Source organism: Mycolicibacterium baixiangningiae (assembly GCF_016313185.1).
Classification (GTDB): domain Bacteria; phylum Actinomycetota; class Actinomycetes; order Mycobacteriales; family Mycobacteriaceae; genus Mycobacterium; species Mycobacterium baixiangningiae.
Map to the genome: position 1 here is coordinate 1,774,348 of NZ_CP066218.1, position 19,455 is coordinate 1,793,802.

Below are 19,455 nucleotides of genomic sequence, written 5' to 3' on the forward strand. Positions count from 1 at the left end.
ACCGCTCGTTCCCTCTCCGCCTTAGGTTAAGCTGCCCTAAGTTGTCAGACGAAGGGTGGACGCATGTCCGACAAGAAACCGTCGCGCGGATTCAGCGGCGCAGTGCTCAAGCTGATGCGCGCCGGCGACTTCACGTTCACGGTCACCGGTAAGCGCGAGGTCGGACCGTACTACCTGCGGCTCAGTTTCGCCGCTGGCGGCATGCTCGCCGAGAACCCTCCGCACCCGACGCAGTGGGTCCGGGTCTGGTTCGCCGACGGCGACAAACAACACCAGCGCGGCTACACCCTGGTCAACCCCGACCCGGCGAGTGACACCGTGGACATCGAGTTCGCGCTGCACGACGGCGTGGCATCCCGGTGGGCGCGCGACGCACAACCCGGCGACACCATCGACATCACCGTGCTGGGCAGCAATTTCGCGCTCCCGCAACCACTTCCGGCCGGTTACGTGATCGTCGGCGACACCGCGTCACTTCCCGCGATCAACTCCCTGCTGACCGCCATCGACGACGCCCCCGCGCGGGTGTTCCTGGAGGCGGGCCACGAGGAGGACAAGCAACTGCCGGTGGTCCGCAGTTCCGACGTCACCTGGGTGGACCGCAAGAACGCCGGTGAGGCACTCATCGAGACGGTCGCCGCGGCGGCATTCGACGCGGCCGACCACTTCGGCTGGGTGGCCTGCGACAACCGCACCACCCGGGCGGTGGCCAAGGTCTTCCGCGAGGACTACAAGATCCCGAAGAAGTCCATCAAGGCTCAGGCCTACTGGCAGGTGTGACGGTCTGCCCGCTCAGCACCACCGGCACCACGAACTCCGCGAGCATGGCGCGTTCGTCGTCGTCGTCGCGGCCGGGGAACAGCAGCAGCGACGTCAGCACCCGTACCAGCCAGCGGGCGCGACGCTCCACGTCGTCAGGGTCGGGGTCGGCGTCGCCCAGTGACCCCACGAACGTCTCCACCATCGCCTTGACGACCTCGGAGCGCTCGGCCCACTCACCGCCGATCGGCCGCGCCGTTGGCGCGAACCACGATGACAGCGCCGGGTTTTCGCGCACGCTGCGCAACGCGATGAGCATGCCCTCGACCAGCCGCGCGGCTGGGTCGGCCACCTCGCCGACTCGCTCGGTGAGCGTGCGGTACAGCCGTTGCGCCTCGCGGTGTACGTAGGCGGTGTGCAGGGTGTCTCGGCTGTCGAAGTACCGGTAGAGCGTCGCGCGAGAACAGCCGGCGGCCTTGGCGATGTCGTTCATGCCGACGCTCGCGGCGTCGCGTTCGGTGAACAGCCGCTCCGCCGCGTCGAGGATGCGGTCGGCGGCGACCTCGGTGCGCCGGTCGGCGAGCCAGTCGGCGGGCATCAGATCGCGAACGGTACGGACAGCGGACGCCGCACGTAACTGCCGCCGGCCCACACGATTCCGGCCTCGTCCACGGTGAACTCGGGACAGCGGGCGAGCAGTTCGGTCAGCGCGACGCGCGACTGCATCCGGGCCGCCGCCGCGCCCAGGCAGAAGTGCGCGCCGTGGCTGAAGGTCAGGATGTTGCGCGGCTTGCGGGTGACGTCGAGCTCGCCTGCATCCGGGCCGAATTCGCGCTCATCGCGGTTGGCCGAACCGTAGAGCAGCAGTGCTTTGCGTCCGGCGGGAATCGTGGCGTCGCCGATCGTGACGTCACGGGTCGCGGTGCGCGCCAGCCCCTGCACCGGTGAGGTCAGCCGTAGGAATTCGTCGACGGCGTCGGCGATGAGGTCCGGATTCTGGGTGAGCATCCGGCGTTGGTCGGGCCGCTGGTGCAGCAGTTGCACTGTGCCACCGAGCATCCCGGTGGTGGTGTCGTTGCCCCCGGTGACCATCGTGAACGTGAACGCCAGCACCGGAAGCACGTCGACGTCGGCGGCCACCAGGTGGCTGATGGTGTCGTCACCGGGTTCGCGGCGGCGCCGCTCGACCAGCTCGGCGAAGTAGGCTGCCATCGCGCCGATCGCGTCACCGGCCGCGGCCACGCCGCCCGACTCGGCGTTGGCCGCAACGATCGCCTCGGTCCACCCGTCGAACTGTGCCCGGTCGGCCTCCGGAACACCGAGGTAGTGCGCGACGACCATCGACGGCAGCGGTTTGAACAGCTCTCGCACGATGTCGCCACCGCCGTTGGCGCGCAGCGCTTCGATGCGCTCGACGACGAACGCGCGCACCGCCGGTTCGACGTCCTCCACCTGCCGGGGGGTGAACCCGCGCGAGACCAGCTTGCGGAACTCGGTGTGCACCGGCGGGTCCTGCATGACGAAGGGCGGGTTGTCCGCCAGCCCGATCAGGTTCAGCTCGTCGTAGTTGACGGTCAGCCCCTGAGCGGACGAGAAGGTCTCGTGGTCCCGGGCGGCCCGCCAGACGTCGGCGTGGCGGCTCAGGACGTAGTAGTTGAGATCGGGCGCCGCGGGCGGGACGACGTGGTGGACGGGGTCGTGGTCACGCAGCGCGGCGTACATCGGCCACAGGTCGGACCAGGTCGCCGCCGTCGCCAACTCGAACCGCGCTTCGTGAGACACACCCGCCGTCATGTCTCATGGGTACGACAAGACGCAGCTGTGTGTCAACCCCTCAACCGGCAGGGTCAGAACGCGGCGCCCGGGTTGAGGATCGCGGCAGGGTCGAGCGCCGCCTTGATCCGGCGGTTCAGTTCCATCGCCTCCGGCCCGATCTGACCGGCCAGCCACGGCCGCTTCAACCGCCCGACGCCGTGCTCGCCGGTGATGGTGCCGCCCAGGCTGACGGCGAGGTCCATGATCTCCCCGAACGCCTGCTCGGCGCGTTCGGCCATCGCCGCGTCGGCCGGGTCGAACACGATCAGCGGGTGAGTGTTGCCGTCACCGGCGTGGGCGATCACCGAGATCAGCACGTCGCGGTCGGCGGCGATCTTCTCGATACCCGTGCACAGGTCGGCGAGTTTGGGCACCGGCACGCCGACGTCTTCGAGCAGCAGCGAACCCTTGGCCTCGACGGCAGGGATCGCGAATCGCCGCGCCGCCACGAAAGCTTCACCCTCCTCGGGGTCTGACGTCGAGTACACCTCCGTCGCACCGGCTTCGGTGAACATCTGCGCCATGAACGCGGCGTCTTCCGCGCCGGCGGCACCGCGGTCGTCGGAGGCGGCGACCATCATCGCGGCGGCGTTGCGGTCCAGACCCATACGCAGCTTGTCCTCGACCGCGTTGATGGCGACTTGGTCCATGAACTCCAGCATCGACGGCCGGATGCGGCCGGTGATGGTGACGACGGCACCCGTGGCCGCCTCGACCGTGTCGAACGTCGCGACCACCGTGCACGGGGACGGCTGCGGGGGCAGCAGCTTCAGGGTCACCTCGGTGATCACGCCCAGCGTGCCCTCGCTGCCGACGAACAACTTGGTGAGCGACAGCCCCGCGACGTCCTTGAGCCGCGGCCCGCCCAGGCGCACCGGGGTGCCGTCGGCCAGCACCACCTGCAGGCCGAGCACGTAGTCGGTGGTCACGCCGTATTTCACACAGCACAGGCCACCGGCGTTGGTGGCGATGTTGCCGCCGATGCTGCAGATCTCGTACGACGACGGGTCGGGCGGGTACCACAGCCCGTATTCGGCGACGGCCTTCTTGACCTCGGCGTTGAGCAGACCGGGCTGCGCGACCGCGGTGCGGGTGACCGGGTCGACGGTGATGTCGCGCATCTTCTCCGTCGAGAGCACGATCGCGCCGTCGAGCGCCGTCGCTCCGCCGGACAGCCCGGTGCCCATCCCGCGCGGGACCACCGCGACCTGGTGCGCGGATGCCCAGCGCAGCACCGCCTGCACCTCCTCGGTGCGGCTGGGGCGCACGACGGCCAGCGCGGTGCCCGCATTCGGATCGGCCGCCCGGTCCTGCCGGTAGGACGCCACGATGTCGGGATCGGTGACGACGACACCGTCGGGCAGTTCGGCGGTCAAATCGGCGAGCGCATCCATGGCCCCGATGCTACGAGTGCTCATGACGGCACCATCCACGACAGCACCGGCGAGGACTGCAGCGCCGACAACGCGCACAGCAGGACGAGGAACCCGAGGCTCCACAAGATCACCCGACGGAAGATGTCGCCCTCCTTTCCGTCGAGTCCGACCGCCGCCGCGGCGATCGCGAGGTTCTGCGGCGAGATCATCTTGCCCAGGACGCCGCCGGAGCTGTTGGACGCGGCCATCAGCACATCGGACAGTCCGGCCTGGTTCGCGGCGGTCACCTGGAGCGCGCCGAATAATGAGTTCGCCGAGGTGTCGGAACCGGTGACCGCGACGCCGAGCCAGCCCAGGATGGGTGACAGCAGCGCGAAGGCCCCACCCGCGGCGGCCATGAATGTGCCGAGCGTGATCGTCTGACCGGACAGGTTCATCACGAACGCCAGTGCGAGCACGGTCATGACGGTGACGATCGCCCAACGCAGTTGGTGCAGCGTCACTCCGTACGCCTTGACCGCCCGCGGCACCGACAGGCGCAGCGCGATCATCGTGAGCACGCCGGCGAACAGCATCTGCGTGCCGGGGGTGGTCAGCAGGTTGAGCGTGAACTTCGTCAGCGTCGACGGGTCGCCGTCGGCGTCGACCACGTTGAGGCCCGGCCAGTTCCCGGCGAACGTCGCCTTTTCCAGCAGCGTCTTGACCGCCGGAATCTGGCAGATGACGAAGACGCCGATGATGATCGCGTAGGGCGCATACGCCTTGACGACGTCGGCGCGGGAGTCCTCGACGCCGTGGTCCCGCCGGGTGGTCGGTTCGTCGGCCGTGCGTAACGCACCTCCGGTCGCCCCGTTCCCGCCGGCCGGCACCGGACCCCCGCCGTCCCCGGCGACCTCAGCGGGCTCGGCGAGTTCGGTGTAGGAGTTGGCGGGATGCCACACCCGCACCAGCGCGACGACCGCGGCCGCCGACAGCAGTGCAGCGACGACGTCGGCCAGCGGTACCGACAGGAAGTTCGACGTGGCGTACTGCGCGACGGCGAACACGAAGCCGCAGACCAAGGCTGCCGGCCACGTCGCGCGCATGCCACGGCGACCGTCGACGATCGCCACCAGCGCCAGCGGCACCAACAGCGCGAGGATCGGTGTCTGCCGGCCGACCATCGCGCCGAGTGTGTCGACGTCCAACTCCGTGACCTTGCTGAGCGTGATGATGGGAGTGGCCATCGCGCCGAAGGCGACGGGCGCGGTGTTGGCGACCAGGGCCAGCACGGCTGCCTTCAGGGGGCGGAAGCCCAGTGCCATCAGCATCACCGAGGTGACCGCCACCGGTGTCCCGAACCCGGCAAGCGCCTCGATCAGGGCGCCGAAGGAAAAGGCGATGATGATGGCCTGGATGCGCTGGTCGTCGCTGACCGAGCTGAAGGATCGCCGCAGCACGTCGAAATGGCCTGTCTCGACGGTCATCTGATACACCCAGATGGCGTTGATGACGATCCACAGGATCGGGAAGAAGCCGAAGGCGGCTCCTTCGGTGCCTGCCAGCAGAGTCTGTCCGACCGGCATCCCGTACACGAGGACGGCGATCGCGACGCTGACGGCCAGCGAGATGAGCGATGCCTTCCATGCGGTCATCTTCAACGCACCGAGAAGCACGAACAGGAGAAGGAGCGGGACGGCCGCCACCGCTGCGCTCCAGGCGAGCGAGTTGGCGACGGGATCGAGAACTTGCTGGTACACGGCTCACCTCGCTGTGGCACGGATCACAACTCGGGTCGGTTACCCATAGAGTGTGTGGAGGTAAACGTCAGCCGCCGAGTGCGCGAAGGAACTGCGCGCCGTCGACGAAAGTGTCCTTGCGTGCCACCCGCCAGTCATCGCTGACCGTCACCAGATCCATGCAGTCGAAGCACACGGGCCGGCCGTCGGAGCCGGTCGAGGTCGCCGTCCAGTCCAGCACCCAGTGCCGCGGCCCGAACTCGGTGCGGTGCACGACGAACCCGAGGTCGGGCAGTGCCTCGAACATCGCGGCGAACGCATCGCGCACCGCCGGGCGACCCTCGATTGCGGGCCTGCCGTCGTGCAGCCAGAACGTCGTCTGGTCGGCGTGGAGGGCGACGATCGCGTCGGGGTCGCGACCGGCCCATGCCGCCGCGTACCGGTCGTAGAGCTCGCGCAGGCTCATCGGACCGCGAACACCCGGTAGTGCACCTCCGTCAGCGACACCTGATTGATCGCCACCGTGTGCACGGCATTGATCCACCGGTAGCGCTCGTCGTCGGTGTCGAACAGCGGACTCGACCGCGCCACCATCTCGTCGTGCCGGATGAGTTCTCCCGCGGCGAACCGGGCGGCGGCATCAGGCGGCATGTGCACCCGTCCGGTGTTGGTGATGTGGATCAGTGCGCCGTCGTCGGTGCGCAACGTGGCGCGCACGTCGAGGCGAGCAACGCGGTCGGTGCCGAAGAGGATCCAGTCGCCGCCGCCGGGCAGGATGTCGCCCGCGACGCGTGGCCCCTCGCAGCGGCCGTGTCTGACCACGTAGGTGAAGCGCGTGCCGACGGGCGTGTCGAAGATCTGTACCGGGGCGAACCCGATGTTGATGTCGAGCAGGTGCTCGAGTGCGGGGATGGCGTCGATGTCGACCAAAGTGGTTGCCATGGTGTGCCTTTCAGGCCGAGGGGACGAGCCGTCCGCGGCGGGGCCGGTCAGTGAGGGCCTATCGGGACTGTAAGCACAATACTTGGAAAAAACAAGTATGAACTTGGACATCTCAAGTCGGCCGTAGGCTGCGGACGTGCCCAACCGCTCTTACGGCCAGCACTGCGCCGTGGCGAAAAGCCTCGACATCGTCGGCGACCGTTGGACGCTGCTCATCGTGCGCGAACTGCTCGACCGCCCGCAGCGCTATGGCGATCTGCTCGCGGGCCTCGCGCCGATCGCCACCGACATGCTGGCGAGCAGGCTGCGCGACCTCGAGCGGCACGGTCTGGCGCGCAGACGGGAGTTGGCGAAACCGGCATCGGGCAATGTGTACGAGCTCACCGCCGACGGTCGCGCGCTCGAAGAGGTCATCAATGCGTTCGCGAGGTGGGGCAGGCACCTGCTCACCACCCGCGCACCGACCGATGTGGTGCGCCCGGAGTGGTTGGCCCGCGCGGTGCGCGCCTATGTGCGTCCGGACCGCACCGGTGAGGACCTCGTGGTGCGGTTGGCGACACCGCAGGGCGGGACGACGGTGCGGATCACCGCCGACGAGGTCCTCGACGAGTCCGACGACGTCGCCGCAGACGTGATCCTGACCGGCGACGTCGACGTGCTGGCCGCGGCACTGGATCCCAGCCGGGTGCCTGACCTGGTCTCGGCGGGTCGACTGCACATCGCGGGGGAGCCGAGCGCGGTGCGCCGGCTGACCAAAATGTTTGCGTTGCCGCGGGTTCGGGTCTAGGCGGGGTCGGCGGCCGGCACCTGGTCGAGCTGGCGCAGCGCGGGCAGGAATACCGCTGCCGCGCCGAGGACCAGCATCGGCAGCGCGAGCGCGAAGAACGTCACGGACAGACCGGCTCCGTCGGCCAGCGGGCCTGCCACCACCAGACCGAGCGGGCCTGCGGCGTAGGCCAGCGAACCCATCACCCCGACCACCCGGCCGCGCAGATGCGCCGGCGCACGCGTCTGCATGACGTAGTTGTAGATCGGCGCGATCGGCCCGTACACCAGCCCGACAATCGCCGACAGCGCGAGAATCACCGGCAGCGGCGGCAGGAATGCGATCACCGTCATCGCGACGCCGAGGGTCAGCAGGGCGGTCAGCATCACGGTGCGGCGGTTGGCGTAGCGCGACAGCACCGCGTAGCTCAGCGCACCCACCAGCCCGCCGAGCGACAGTGCCATCAGCACCCAACCGAGCTGCGCCGGTTCGTCGCGGTCGGTGAAGTACTTCGGGAACAGCACGCTCTCCATCGGCATGTACAGACCGGTGGCGATCAGGTCGACGACCGCCAGCGTGCGTAATACCGGTGTGCGCCATACGAATCCGAGTCCTTCGACGATGCCGGTCCACACCCGCTCGGGCAATTGGTCGCGCTCCGGGCGGCCGGCGCCCTCGAGCCGCAGCCCGGCGATCGCGACGATCGACAGCACGAACGCCCCCGCCGTCACCCACATGGTGTTCACACCGCCCATCGTCGCGATCAGCAGACCGCCGATCCCCGGTCCGACGATGTAGGCCAGGTTGAACACCGCCTCGTACACGCTGTTGGCGTGGTCGAGTGTCCACCCGGCCCGCTGGGCGGCCTCGGGCAGCATCGTCTCGCGTGCGGTCATGCCGGCGGGGTCGAAGAAGGCGCCGAGCGCGGCGAGCGCCGCCAGCACCGCCACGTTGACCATGTGCACACCGAAGGTCAGCGCGAGGACGGGCACGGCGGCCACCGACAGTGCGGACAGGGCGTCGGAGATCATCGACACCCGCCGCCGGCCCAGGTAGTCGACCGCGGCACCGGCGATCAACGTGGCCACCAGCAGCGGCAGCGTGCCTGCCATCGCGACGATCGAGGCGTCGACGGCAGAGCCGTTGCGCTGCAACACCAACCACGGGAAGGCGACCAGTGAGATGCCGTTCCCCGCTCCCGCGGTCAGCGCCGAGAAGTAGATGAGGAACAGCGGGCCGCGCTTGCTGGTGGTCATGGGTATCGCGGCCGAATCTAGCAGCGCCGATGCCGTTCGGCGACGGATTTTCCCCGTGCCCGGCACAGTGGAGCCGTGCAATTGCCCCACCCGCGCACCGGCTTGCCGTTCCCCACACCCGTGCCGCCGGGGACGGGGTGGCCGGGCGATCCGGCCACACCCGCGACCGCGGTGGCCACGTCGGCGGCGGCAGTGGAGTCGCTGGCGGGCGCAGTCGCGTCACTCGACGAGCTCGACGCGCTGGTCTCGGTGTGCCGCGCCTGCCCGCGTCTGGTCGAGTGGCGGGAGGAGGCGGCCGCGGTCAAACGCAAGGCGTTCGCCGATCAGCCGTACTGGGGCAGGCCCGCACCCGGGTGGGGTGACGCGCACCCGCGCATCTTGGTCGTCGGGTTGGCCCCGGCCGCCCACGGCGCCAACCGCACCGGCCGGGTGTTCACCGGGGACCGCTCGGGTGACTTCCTGTTCGCCGCACTGCACCGCGGCGGGCTGGCCAACCAGGCGCTGTGCGTCGACGCCGCGGACGGGTTGAACCTCAACGATGTTCGCGTCGCCGCGGCGGTCCGGTGCGCACCGCCGGCGAATGCACCCACCCCTGCCGAGCGGGCGACGTGCGCACCGTGGCTGGACGCGGAGTGGCGTCTGGTCCGTGGCGACGTGCGGGTGGTGGTCGCGCTGGGCGGCTTCGCGTGGAAAGTGGCGCTGCAGATGCTGCGCCGCGGCGGCGAGGAGGTGGCGGTGCCCGCACCGCAGTTCGGGCATCTCGCCGAGGCGACGGTCGGCGGCCTGACCCTGCTCGGCTGCTACCACCCCAGCCAGCAGAACACCTTCACCGGCAAGCTGACCCCGGCGATGATGGACGGCGTGTTCTCGCGGGCCCGGGACCTGGCCGGGTTGTAGCGCAGCCCACGTCGGGAACGCGCGGGCGCCGAAATGCGTTGTGGCTTCCATGCGCCTTTCTGTCCTGGACCTCATACCCGTGCGCAGCGACCAGACCACCTCGGATGCGCTGGCGGCGACCACCCACCTCGCGCAGACCGCTGACCGGCTGGGATACACCCGCTACTGGATCGCCGAGCACCACAACATGCCCGCCGTCGCCGCGACCAGTCCGCCGGTCGTGATCGCGCACCTCGCTGCGCAGACGTCGCAGGTGCGGTTCGGTTCGGGCGGAGTGATGCTGCCCAACCACGCCCCGCTGGCGGTGGCCGAACAGTTCGCCCTGCTCGAAGCCGCCCACCCGGGCCGCATCGACCTCGGGCTCGGCCGGGCGCCGGGGTCGGACCCGGTGACGTCGATGGCGCTGCGCGGCGCCGCCGGGCGTGACGACACCGACATCGAGCGCTTTCCCGAGTACCTCGACGACGTCGCGGCGCTGATGAGCAGGCACGGCGTGCGGGTCTCGTTGCCGCGCAACCTGATGCGCGAGAACTACATCCTCAAGGCCACCCCCGCAGCGGCCACCGAACCGCGGTTGTGGCTGCTCGGCTCCTCGATGTACTCCGCGCACCTGGCCGCCGCCAAGGGTCTGCCGTACGTGTTCGCCCACCACTTCTCCGGACAGGGCACCGCCGAGGCGCTGGCCACCTACCGTGCCGAGTTCCGGCCCAGCGACGTCGCCGCCGAACCGGTGACGTTCCTGACGGTGAACGCCGTCGTCGCCGAGACCCACGACGAGGCGATGGCGCTGATGCTGCCGAACCTGCACATGATGGCCCAGCTGCGCACCGGTCAGCCGTTGACCGCGCTCGACCTGGTCGAGGACGCCGAGTCCAAGCAGCTCAGTGCCCAGGCCCAGGCTGTCGTCCAGCACGGACTGACGCGTGCCGTGGTCGGCTCACCGACCGAGGCGGCAGAACAGGTCCGGGCCCTGGCCGACGAGTTCGACGTCGACGAAGTGATGGTCAACCCCGTCGCCTCTGCGCGCCGCGGCACCGATCCGGCGACGTCGCCCGCCCGCGACACCACGCTGGAACTGCTGGCCAAAGAGCTGTTCTAGGGCGTCAGCTTGACGATCGGGATGGGCCGCGTCGTGCGCTTCTGGTAGGCGTCGTAGCGGTTGGAGTTGTTGTCGTTCACGATCCGCCACAGCCGCGCGTAGTCCGGGTCGTCGGGTAGCACGGGATGTGCCGTCACGGCGAAGCGCTTTGTGCCGACGTTGATCTCGACGTTCGGGTGGGCTTTGAGGTTGTGGTACCAGCCCGGTGACTTCGGCGCCCCGCCCATCGAGGCGACGATCAGATAGCTCTCGCCGTCGCGGGCGTAGGTGAGCGTGTTGCTGCGGGGCTTGCCCGTCTTGGCGCCGACGGTGTGCAGCAACAGGCTGGGAGGGGCGCCCGGGATGTGATGCCCGAAGCGGCCGTTCGTCTTCTTGTACAGCAGGTCGTGCAGCTTGAGCAGCCGGAGGCCGACCTGTTCGACGGGGGAGAGGTGGCTCATCACATCAGTGTGTCAGGCCGCGCGGTGACGGCCATTCGCCTACGGGGTCTTGTCGAGTTCGGCGAGCGCCTCGCGCAGCAGGCGGCCGGACTCCTCACGGTCCGGGTCGCGTCGCAGCACCATGTTCTTGGCGAACGCGAGCTTGTCACCGCTGCGGCGGGGGAGCACGTGCAGGTGGATGTGGAACACCGTCTGGAAGGCCGCTTTTCCGTCGTTGATCGCGATGTTGTTGCCGTCGGCATGCAGCCCTGAGTGCCGCGCCGCCCTGGCGATGCGCTGTCCGATGCGGGCCAGACCGGCGACCGTATCGGGTGGCGTGTCGGTGAGGTCCACGGTGTGTGCCTTCGGAATCACCAGCGTGTGGCCCTTGGCGAACGGCCGGATGTCGAGGAACGCCAGATACTCCGCGTCCTCGTAGATGCGGATGGCCGGTGCTTCACCGGCGACGATGTCGCAGAACACGCAAGACATCCCGCCACGGTAGCCGGGTCTCGATACGCCGAAACTGCGGGGAGATCACCGTTTCGTGCGTTTCGGTGATCTCCCCGCAGTCTCGGGGCGAGTGGGTCAGCGGGTGGTGACGTAGACGACGCGGCGGTCGTTGTCGTAGCGCACCGAGACGATGCTGGACTCATCGAGCGGCTTGTTCATGCCCTGCTGGGTGACGCGGACCTGGTAGCCGCGGTCATCGAGCGAGCTGATGGTGTCCTGGGCGTTGCCGGGGCCGGCGGGGGCGGCCTGGGCGGGGGCGGCGAAACCGAGGAATCCGGTTGCCAGTCCGCCGGCGATGATGGTGGCGAATCCGAACTTGTTCATTTTCGTACCTCTTCGTGTCCGTTCGGTCTGGAGGGTTTTCCTGGCCGGTCTGCCTGCAATAACCTGCAGGTCAGCGGGTTCCATCCCGTTGGCAGTGATTGACCGACCGCTGGCAGGAAGTGTGCGACGGCCACGCTGGAGCACGCCGAAACTGTGGAAAAGGGACCGTCACGCCATCGCGTTCGCCAGTGCGATGTCTGCCTCGTAGCCCAGTTCGGCCGACATCTCCCGGTAGCAGTCGCGGTAGTGGCGGTAGGCGCCGTCGTCACCCCGGGCGCGCGCCACGAGGGCACGCAGACGCAGCACGGTGACGTCTCGCGTGCGCCACCCGTCCAACGCCGTCTCGGCGGCGAGTCGGTCGACGACGTCCTCAGCCTCCGCGATGTCCCCCGTGCGGTCCTCGGCGTCGCCCCCGTCGAGCAGGGTCTCGGCGAACAGGCGCGCGGTGGGCGGCGCGTGCCCGGGCTGCCCTTCGTCGTACAGCGCGTTCCACGCCTCGCGCAGAACGGATATCGCGCCGTTGCGATCCCCGAGCATGTTCATCCCCCACCCGATCCACGAATCGACGATCGGCAGGTGCGCCTGATAGAACCGCCCGTCCACACACATCTGGCGAGCCTGGGTCAGGAGGTCCATCGCGGTACCGACATCCGAGGGGTCGCCGTGCAGCAGCGCCACACCCAGGGCCATCCTCGCGAAGCCCAACCCCAGATCGTCCGCCGACCTCTCCGCCAAGTGCAGGACATCTTGGAGCTGACGGCGCACGCGCGCGTCGGACCGCAAGATCCCATTGGCGACGGGCATCGCGTACGCGTACACGATGACGATGCCCAGCGACATCGAGTCCGTCTCGTTGACCATGGCGACCGCGCGGTCCGCATCATCCCGCCAACCGCGCTGTCCGGACACCGCCCGCCCCAACCCGCGAGATGCGTACGCACTCGCCAGCGGCGCGCCGATGATGAGTCCCTCGGTGCCGGGTTCGTTGTCGTCGGCGAGGTCGATGACCATCTGCGCCCAGCGGATGGCCTCGGCGAGGTCACCGATGGTCATCTTGACGGCGATCGGCCCCACCGACAACTGCATGATGAGCCCGGGGTCGCCGGACGACTCGACCAGCGCGGACAGCTCCGGTGTCATCTCGGCCGCTTCGCGCACCCTGCCCTTCATGTAGTGCTCGCCGAGCACCCCGGACATCGCCACGGCAAGTGACGCCTTGTCGCCGGCTCGGCCGCACAGCTCCCGCAATTCGTCGAATCGCTCACCGGCGACAGCCAGTCCGGTGCGGAAACCGTTGCCACACAACATCGTCTGGGGCGCAATCCGCTTGCTCAGCCAATCGGGGGTGTCGTCGGGCAGCTCGTCGGCGATGCGACGCGCACGCTCCCAGCTGACCTCCGCCGCCGAGATGTCGCGGTTGGTCAGCCAACCTCCGGCCCGCATGTGCCAGTCGTAGGCGTCCGCGAATTCGCCTGCGCGCTCCAGATGTTCGGCGATCAGTGCTGCGTTGCCGTCGGCGGCGTCGGGTTCGAGTGTGCGAATCAACTCGGCCAGCCGCCGATGCAGGACCGCGCGATCCGACTTCAGCTGTGACTCGTAAGCCACCGCCCGAATGAGCGGCTGGTGGAAGGCGTACTGGGCGCGCGGCGTGAAGCGGATCTGGTCCACCAACTCCGCCGCCACCAATTCGTCGATCTGGGGCTTGATGCAGAGGCCGTGCAGCGTGCGTTCGTCGAACACCGAACCCACGACCGCCGCGGCACACAGCGTGCGTTTGGCGCCGGGCTGCAGGCGGTCGATACGGGCGGCGATGGTGGCCTGGAGCGTGGGCGGCACCGTCAGCTCGTGACGGTCGCCGACGACGGTGTAGGCGCCGCGTTCACCACGCAGCGCACCGCGCTCCTGGAGGTCACGGACCATCTCCAGCATGAAGAACGGATTGCCGCCGGCCTGCCCGACGATTGCGGTGCACAGCTGACGGTCCGTGGCGGCCGGGCCGAGGAGGCCGCAGACGAGGGCGGACGATTCGGCGCCAGAGAGCGGCATGAGCGCGAACGTCTGCGCCGCGGGGATCGTGTCGAGGACCCCGCGATATTCCGGCCTGGAGGTGATCAGCACCATGCTGGGAACGCGTGGCACCACGCTGAGGAAGTCGGCCAGCAGCGATTCGCTGATCTGGTCGATCCAATGCACATCCTCGATGACGTAGAGCGCGGGTGTGGTGCGGCTGAGCGAGACGGCGTTGATCAGCGCGGTCAGCCGGCGGCGCCGCGCGTCGGGATCGATCTGCGGGATGTCGGCGCCGGGTTCGGCGACGCCGAGCAACTCCTGCAGGATGAGCCGGTCCTGCGGATCGGCATCCGGGGTCAGCCCGTCGAGGATGGCCCTGGCGGTGTCCGGTTCGACGCCGGCCACTCCGGTGCCGGTGCGCAAGAGCTGCCGGATGACGTGGAACGAGATGTCGCTGGCGTGCGATTCGCAGTACACGGCATGGATTTCCATTCCGAGCCGCACCGCGTCCTGGAGCACCGCCCGCACGAGGCGGCTCTTCCCGATACCCGGCGGGCCGACGACGTGGACCACGCTGCCCTGCCCGCCGACCACCCGGTGCAGAAGCGCCTCCACCGCGGCGAGTTCCCAGCGGCGGCCGACCATATCGGTTTCGTCGAGCGCTTGGGCGGTGCGGGCGCCGACCGCCACGAGGCGACGCGCGGGCACGCGGATCCCGGACCCTTTCAGCACGACCGTCTCGGGGTCGCCCAACTCGGCGCAGTCGCGCACCAGCCCGGCGGTCGCCGCGCTCAGCATCACCCCACCGGGCGGCGCCGCGGACTCCATGCGCTGTGCCAAGCCGACGTGCTCCCCGATCGCGGTGTAGGTCGGCGAATCCGAGCCGAGGCCACCGGTGATCACCTGGCCGGAGTCCAGTCCTACGCGCAGCCGCAGGTCCACACCGTCGCGCGCACCGATCGCATCACGCAGGCCGCCGGCCTCCTTCTGGATGTCGATGGCGGCCAGGCAGGCACGAAATGCATGGTCCTCCAGTGCAATCGGCGCACCGAAGATCGTCATCACGCCGTCGCCGGTGAACTTGTCGAGGGTGCCGCCGTAGTGCCGTACGACCCGCGAACACCGGTCGAACACCTCGCCCATGATCTCGCGCAGCCTCTCGGCTCCCACACTGGCGGCCAGATCCATCGACCGGACGACATCGGCGAACAGCACGGTGACCTGTTTGTACTCCGCCTCCTGGGGTGCGGCGACCGGTGTGCCGCAGGCGTCGCAGAACCGGGCGCCCGCCCGCGGGTGTGCGCCGCACACCGAGCATTTCGCCGCTGCCGTCATCAGCTGCCCCTGATTGCACGTTTCCCCATCGAGCATATTGCGCGGTACCGGCCATGGCAGCTTTCCCCAGATGTTGTATTCGGGCCGGTTGCGCTCGCAATCAATCGATTTCGCTGCGTGGCGACGGTTGCCGCAGAGGCTGCAGCGCCGCCCGCCACGCCGCCAGCTTCAGTTCGTAGCGCATCGTCTGCGCGGGGCTGGTCGACGGCAGCCGGAGGAACTCGACATCGAAGTCCCCGCTCACCAGCCGCCGGAAGTTCTTCTCCGCGGCGGCGCCGTTGAACAGCACCCGCCGGATCGTCGGATAGCGGCGAAAAAACGGGCCGAAGTCGTTGGCCACCATGCTCGCCGGTTCCACCGCGGAGTCGAGGCTGCCGGCGCGCCGGCACTCGCGCAGCACATCCCACACCGCCACGCCGTGGGCGATCAGCGCGGCGGTGCGCTCCGGGTACGGGTCGTCGGCGTCGAAGTCGTAGAGCGCACCGGTGATGCGCCAGAACGCATTGCGCGGGTTGCCGTAGTACTGGTGCTTGGCCAGCGCCAGCACGCTTGGCGCATTGCCGAGCACGAGGACTTGGGGTGCGCCGCCGACGATGGGCGGGAACCCGTGCAACAGCGGCGGACGGACGGTCATCACCGACCATGATGCCCAACACGCCGCCGGGTATACGTTTGCCGCGTGACAGAAGCGCAGGAGATCGACGAGGCCGGGCTCCTCGACGGGCTGACGGGGGCGGCGCGCGCCGAACGCGCCGAGTTGATCGAGTGGCTGCTGTCCCGGGGGTTCACGGTGCCCGAGGTGCGCGAGGCGGTCGCGCCGATGCTTCTGGCGTCGCGACGGCACGTCGGTGATGACGGCGTCTACGTCTCCGCGCGGGAGACCAGTGAGAAGTTCGGCATCGACCTCGACCTGCTGCAGCGGGTGCAGCACGCGATGGGCCTGTCGCGGGAGGACGATCCCGATGCCGCGGTACACCTACGCGCGGATGCCGAGGCCGCCGCCCATGCCCAGCGGTTCATCGAGTTCGGTCTCGATCCCGATCAGGTCGTGCAGGTGGTGCGCGTGCTGTCGGAGGGGCTTGCGAAGGCCGCGGAGGTGATGCGGTACACCGCGTTCGCGGCGGTGCTGACACCCGGGGCGACGGAACTGGAGATCGCGGGGAAATCCGAGTCGCTCGTGCGGGAGCTCGCCCCGCTGCTCGGCCCGATGATCCAGGACATGCTGCTGCTGCAGTTGCGCCACGCTATGGAGACCGAGGCGGTCTCCGCGACGGAGCGGGCTGAGGGGCTTCCGCTGCCCGGTGCCCGTGAGGTTTCGATCATGTTCGCCGATCTGGTCGGGTTCACCCGGCTCGGCGAGGCGCTGCCGCCGGAGAAGCTGGAGCTGCTCGCGCGCCGGATCGGCGACCTGGCCCGTGAGCTCGCGGTGGCGCCGGTGCGGTTCGTCAAAACGATCGGCGACGCGGTGATGCTGGTCAGCACCGATGCGGCAGCGCTGCTCGAGGCGGCGCTGGCGCTGCTCGACACCGCCCACAGCGACGGGGAGTTCCCGCGGCTGCGGGTGGGGCTTGCCGCCGGGGAGGCGGTCAGTCGCGCAGGAGACTGGTTCGGCAGCCCGGTCAACCTCGCCAGTCGGGTCACCGGTGCCGCCCGCCCCGGGACCGTGCTGGTCTCCGAATCGTTCCGCGACGCCGTCGGGGACGACGAGCGGTTCTCGTGGTCGTTCGCCGGTGCCCGTCACCTCAAGGGCATCAAGGGCGAGGTGAAACTCTTCCGCGCCCGCCGCCCCGGCGAATGAGCCTCAGCGCGACGGGGTGAACCGCCGCAGCCGCAGGCTGTTGGTGACCACGAACACCGAACTGAACGCCATCGCCGCACCGGCGATCAGCGGGTTGAGCAGACCGGACGCCGCCAGGGGCAGCGCCGCGACGTTGTAGGCGAACGCCCAGAACAGGTTTCCCTTGATCGTGCGCAGCGTGGCGCGCGACAGCCGGATCGCGTCGGGAACCGCGCGCAGGTCACCGGTCACCAGGGTGAGGTCCGACGCCTCGATCGCCGCGTCGGTCCCGGTGCCCATGGCCAGGCCCAGATCGGCCTGTGCGAGCGCCGCGGCGTCGTTCACGCCGTCGCCGACCATCGCCACGACCTTGCCGTCGGCCTGCAGCCGCCGGACCACGTCGACCTTCTCGGCGGGCAGCACCTCGGCGACCACGGTGTGCGATCCGATGTCGATACCGACCTGCCGGGCCACCGCCTCGGCCGCGCGGCGGTTGTCACCGGTCAGCAGCACCGGGGTCAGCCCGAGCGCGCGCAGGTCGGCGATCGCGTCGGCGGCGCGGTCCTTGACGGTGTCGGATACGACGGCGACAGCGCAGATCTGCCCGTCGGCGGCGAACCACACCGGTGTCCGCCCCTCAGCCTCCGCGGCCTCGGCGGCGTCCCGCAGATCGTCGGGCACCGGCACCGGCACCGGCACCGACGCGGTCTCGGTCAGCCAGGTCAGGCGTCCGGCCGCAACGCGGTGGCCGTCGACGACTCCGCTGACCCCGTTGCCGCCGTGGTTCTCGAATTCCTCGACCTCGGGCAGGTCACCGCATTCGGCGGCGCGCGCCGCGATCGCGCGGGCGATGGGGTGCTCCGACGCGCTCTCCAGTGCGCCGAACAGCCGCATCGTCTGCGCGTCGCCGTGTACGCCCACCACGGACATCTGCCCGGTCGTCACGGTCCCGGTCTTGTCCAGCACGACGGTGTCGACGCGACGGGTCGACTCCAGCACCTGCGGACCCTTGATCAGGATCCCCAGCTGCGCACCCCGGCCGGTGCCGACCAGCAGTGCGGTCGGGGTGGCCAGGCCGAGCGCGCACGGGCAGGCGATGATCAGCACGGCGACCGCGGCGGTGAACGCCGCGTTGACCGGTCCGCCGGCGAGCAGCCATCCCGCCAGGGTCAGCAGCGCCAGCCCGATCACCACCGGCACGAACACCGCCGACACTCGGTCGGCGAGTCGCTGCACCTCGGCCTTACCGCTCTGTGCCTCGTTGACCAGCCGCGCCATCTGCGCCAACTGGGTGTCGGCGCCCACCCGGGTGGCCCGCACCGTGAGCCGGCCGCCGACGTTGACGGTCGCACCGACGACGTCGTCACCCGGGCCCTTCTCGATGGGCACCGATTCGCCGGTCAGCATCGACACGTCGACGGCCGAGGAGCCGGACACCACGACGCCGTCGGTGGCGATCTTCTCGCCGGGCCGCACCACGAACTCGTCACCGACGGACAGCTGTGCGACGGGAATCCTGACCTCGCGCGAATTGCGCATGACGGCAACGTCTTTGGCGCCCATGTCGAGAAGCGCGCGCAGTGCCGCACCGGATCGGCGCTTGGCTCTCGCCTCGAAGTAGCGGCCCGCGGTGAGGAACGTCGTCACCGCGGCGGCGACCTCGAGGTAGAGGTGTGGTTCACCTGCGCCCGACGCGAACAGGTCGAACGACATCGTCATCCCCGGCATGCCGGCGTGGGTGAAGAACAACGCCCACAGTGACCACAGGTAGGCGGCGGTCACCCCGACCGAGATCAGCGTGTCCATGGTCGCCGCGCCGTGGCGCAGATTGGTCCATGCGGCCCGGTGGAACGGCCAGGCCCCCCACACCACGACCGGCGAGGCGAGCGTCAGTGCCAGCCACTGCCAGTTGTCGAACTGCAGGGCGGGGATCATCGACAGCAGCACCACCGGGATGCTCAGCGCCGCCGAGATCGTCAACCGCTGCCGCCACGCCGCGGCCTCGTCGGCCTCGGGTTCATCGGATTCGGTGGTGGGCAGCGTCGCGGTGTAACCGGTCGCCTCGACGGCGGCAACCAGATCTTCCGGCCGCACGGTGTCGGGGTAGGTGACGGTGGCCTGTTCGGTCGCGTAGTTCACCGCGGCGGTGACGCCGTCGATCCGGTTGAGCTTCTTCTCGACGCGCGCGGCGCAGGACGCGCAGGTCATCCCGCCGACGGTGAGGACGACCGACGTCATGCCGCGCGGCGTACGTCGTACCCGCAGTCTTCGATCGCGGCGACGACGGCGGCCTCGTCGGGTGCGCCGGACACCGTGACGGTGCCCTTGTCGAGGTCGACGGTGACGCCGGCGACCCCGGGCAGCGGTTCGACGGCGGCCGTGATGGCCGAGACACAGTGGCCGCAGCTCATTCCGTCGACGTTCAAGTCCATGCTCATCACCCCATCAT

The 19,455-nt window shown here is 69.5% G+C and carries 19 protein-coding genes; 5 read left to right on the forward strand and 14 right to left on the reverse strand.

Features of this window, described 5'->3' with window-relative positions; translation table 11 throughout:
- Window positions 1-63 precede the first annotated feature (63 nt).
- Window positions 64-780: a siderophore-interacting protein gene (locus I7X18_RS08345; RefSeq protein WP_193048236.1), complete on the forward strand. Its 717-nt coding sequence runs from the start codon at window positions 64-66 to the stop codon at window positions 778-780.
- Here the strand turns inward: I7X18_RS08345 and I7X18_RS08350 are convergent.
- The 6 genes from I7X18_RS08350 to I7X18_RS08375 all read right to left on the reverse strand — a co-directional run bounded on the left by I7X18_RS08350 (window position 752) and on the right by I7X18_RS08375 (window position 6,610).
- A complete protein-coding gene (locus tag I7X18_RS08350) occupies window positions 752-1,357 on the reverse strand; it encodes a TetR/AcrR family transcriptional regulator (RefSeq protein WP_193048237.1) in 606 nt (201 codons plus the stop codon). The two genes, I7X18_RS08345 and I7X18_RS08350, sit on opposite strands and share 29 nt — an antisense overlap.
- The gene (locus I7X18_RS08355) at window positions 1,357-2,553 is read right to left on the reverse strand and encodes a cytochrome P450 (RefSeq protein ID WP_193048238.1); all 1,197 of its coding nucleotides are present in this window, start codon (window positions 2,551-2,553) and stop codon (window positions 1,357-1,359) included. Before I7X18_RS08355 ends, I7X18_RS08350 begins: the two co-directional genes overlap by 1 nt.
- Before the next feature lie 53 nt (window positions 2,554-2,606).
- On the reverse strand, window positions 2,607-3,968 hold the full coding sequence (locus tag I7X18_RS08360) for an FAD-binding oxidoreductase (protein ID WP_193048320.1): 1,362 nt from the start codon (window positions 3,966-3,968) through the stop codon (window positions 2,607-2,609).
- 20 nt (window positions 3,969-3,988) lie between these two features.
- Complete coding sequence (locus I7X18_RS08365) at window positions 3,989-5,689, reverse strand: L-lactate permease (RefSeq protein WP_193048239.1); 1,701 nt, start codon at window positions 5,687-5,689, stop codon at window positions 3,989-3,991.
- Window positions 5,690-5,756: 67 nt separating this feature from the next.
- The gene (locus I7X18_RS08370) at window positions 5,757-6,134 is read right to left on the reverse strand and encodes a nuclear transport factor 2 family protein (RefSeq protein ID WP_193048240.1); all 378 of its coding nucleotides are present in this window, start codon (window positions 6,132-6,134) and stop codon (window positions 5,757-5,759) included.
- Window positions 6,131-6,610, reverse strand: a complete 480-nt coding sequence (locus tag I7X18_RS08375) for a DUF3237 domain-containing protein (RefSeq protein ID WP_193048241.1) — start codon at window positions 6,608-6,610, stop codon at window positions 6,131-6,133. Before I7X18_RS08375 ends, I7X18_RS08370 begins: the two co-directional genes overlap by 4 nt.
- 136 nt (window positions 6,611-6,746) lie before the next feature.
- Here I7X18_RS08375 and I7X18_RS08380 point away from each other — a divergent pair, with 136 nt between their 5' ends.
- A complete protein-coding gene (locus tag I7X18_RS08380) occupies window positions 6,747-7,397 on the forward strand; it encodes a winged helix-turn-helix transcriptional regulator (protein ID WP_193048242.1) in 651 nt (216 codons plus the stop codon).
- Here the strand turns inward: I7X18_RS08380 and I7X18_RS08385 are convergent.
- Window positions 7,394-8,632 carry a multidrug efflux MFS transporter Tap gene (locus I7X18_RS08385; protein ID WP_193048243.1) on the reverse strand — a complete coding sequence of 413 codons (1,239 nt, stop codon included), beginning with the start codon at window positions 8,630-8,632 and terminating at the stop codon, window positions 7,394-7,396. The genes I7X18_RS08380 and I7X18_RS08385 overlap by 4 nt on opposite strands.
- Window positions 8,633-8,707: 75 nt before the next feature.
- Here I7X18_RS08385 and I7X18_RS08390 point away from each other — a divergent pair, with 75 nt between their 5' ends.
- Window positions 8,708-9,529: a uracil-DNA glycosylase gene (locus I7X18_RS08390; RefSeq protein WP_193048244.1), complete on the forward strand. Its 822-nt coding sequence runs from the start codon at window positions 8,708-8,710 to the stop codon at window positions 9,527-9,529.
- Window positions 9,530-9,578: 49 nt separating this feature from the next.
- Window positions 9,579-10,628 carry an LLM class flavin-dependent oxidoreductase gene (locus I7X18_RS08395; RefSeq protein ID WP_193048245.1) on the forward strand — a complete coding sequence of 350 codons (1,050 nt, stop codon included), beginning with the start codon at window positions 9,579-9,581 and terminating at the stop codon, window positions 10,626-10,628.
- Here I7X18_RS08395 and I7X18_RS08400 read toward each other — a convergent pair.
- The 5 genes from I7X18_RS08400 to I7X18_RS08420 form a co-directional block, all read right to left on the reverse strand.
- A complete protein-coding gene (locus tag I7X18_RS08400) occupies window positions 10,625-11,068 on the reverse strand; it encodes a nitroreductase family deazaflavin-dependent oxidoreductase (RefSeq protein ID WP_193048246.1) in 444 nt (147 codons plus the stop codon). The genes I7X18_RS08395 and I7X18_RS08400 overlap by 4 nt on opposite strands.
- 39 nt (window positions 11,069-11,107) lie before the next feature.
- The gene (locus tag I7X18_RS08405) at window positions 11,108-11,539 is read right to left on the reverse strand and encodes an HIT family protein (RefSeq protein ID WP_193048247.1); all 432 of its coding nucleotides are present in this window, start codon (window positions 11,537-11,539) and stop codon (window positions 11,108-11,110) included.
- A 96-nt stretch (window positions 11,540-11,635) separates the two neighbouring features.
- Window positions 11,636-11,884: a hypothetical protein gene (locus tag I7X18_RS08410; protein WP_193048248.1), complete on the reverse strand. Its 249-nt coding sequence runs from the start codon at window positions 11,882-11,884 to the stop codon at window positions 11,636-11,638.
- Between the two features lie 168 nt (window positions 11,885-12,052).
- On the reverse strand, window positions 12,053-15,229 hold the full coding sequence (locus I7X18_RS08415; protein WP_193048249.1) for an ATP-binding protein: 3,177 nt from the start codon (window positions 15,227-15,229) through the stop codon (window positions 12,053-12,055).
- 100 nt (window positions 15,230-15,329) lie between these two features.
- On the reverse strand, window positions 15,330-15,863 hold the full coding sequence (locus I7X18_RS08420; protein WP_193048250.1) for a DNA-deoxyinosine glycosylase: 534 nt from the start codon (window positions 15,861-15,863) through the stop codon (window positions 15,330-15,332).
- A 45-nt stretch (window positions 15,864-15,908) separates the two neighbouring features.
- Between I7X18_RS08420 and I7X18_RS08425 the strand changes: the two genes are divergently transcribed.
- Window positions 15,909-17,027 carry an adenylate/guanylate cyclase domain-containing protein gene (locus I7X18_RS08425; RefSeq protein ID WP_193048251.1) on the forward strand — a complete coding sequence of 373 codons (1,119 nt, stop codon included), beginning with the start codon at window positions 15,909-15,911 and terminating at the stop codon, window positions 17,025-17,027.
- A gap of 3 nt (window positions 17,028-17,030) precedes the next feature.
- Here the strand turns inward: I7X18_RS08425 and I7X18_RS08430 are convergent, their stop codons facing one another.
- Both I7X18_RS08430 and I7X18_RS08435 read right to left on the reverse strand, forming a co-directional pair.
- Window positions 17,031-19,244, reverse strand: coding sequence for a heavy metal translocating P-type ATPase (locus I7X18_RS08430; RefSeq protein WP_193048252.1), 2,214 nt, complete (start codon window positions 19,242-19,244; stop codon window positions 17,031-17,033).
- The gene (locus I7X18_RS08435; protein ID WP_193048253.1) at window positions 19,241-19,444 is read right to left on the reverse strand and encodes a cation transporter; all 204 of its coding nucleotides are present in this window, start codon (window positions 19,442-19,444) and stop codon (window positions 19,241-19,243) included. The genes I7X18_RS08430 and I7X18_RS08435 overlap by 4 nt, the downstream gene beginning before the upstream one ends.
- Between the last annotated feature and the right edge of the window lie 11 nt (window positions 19,445-19,455).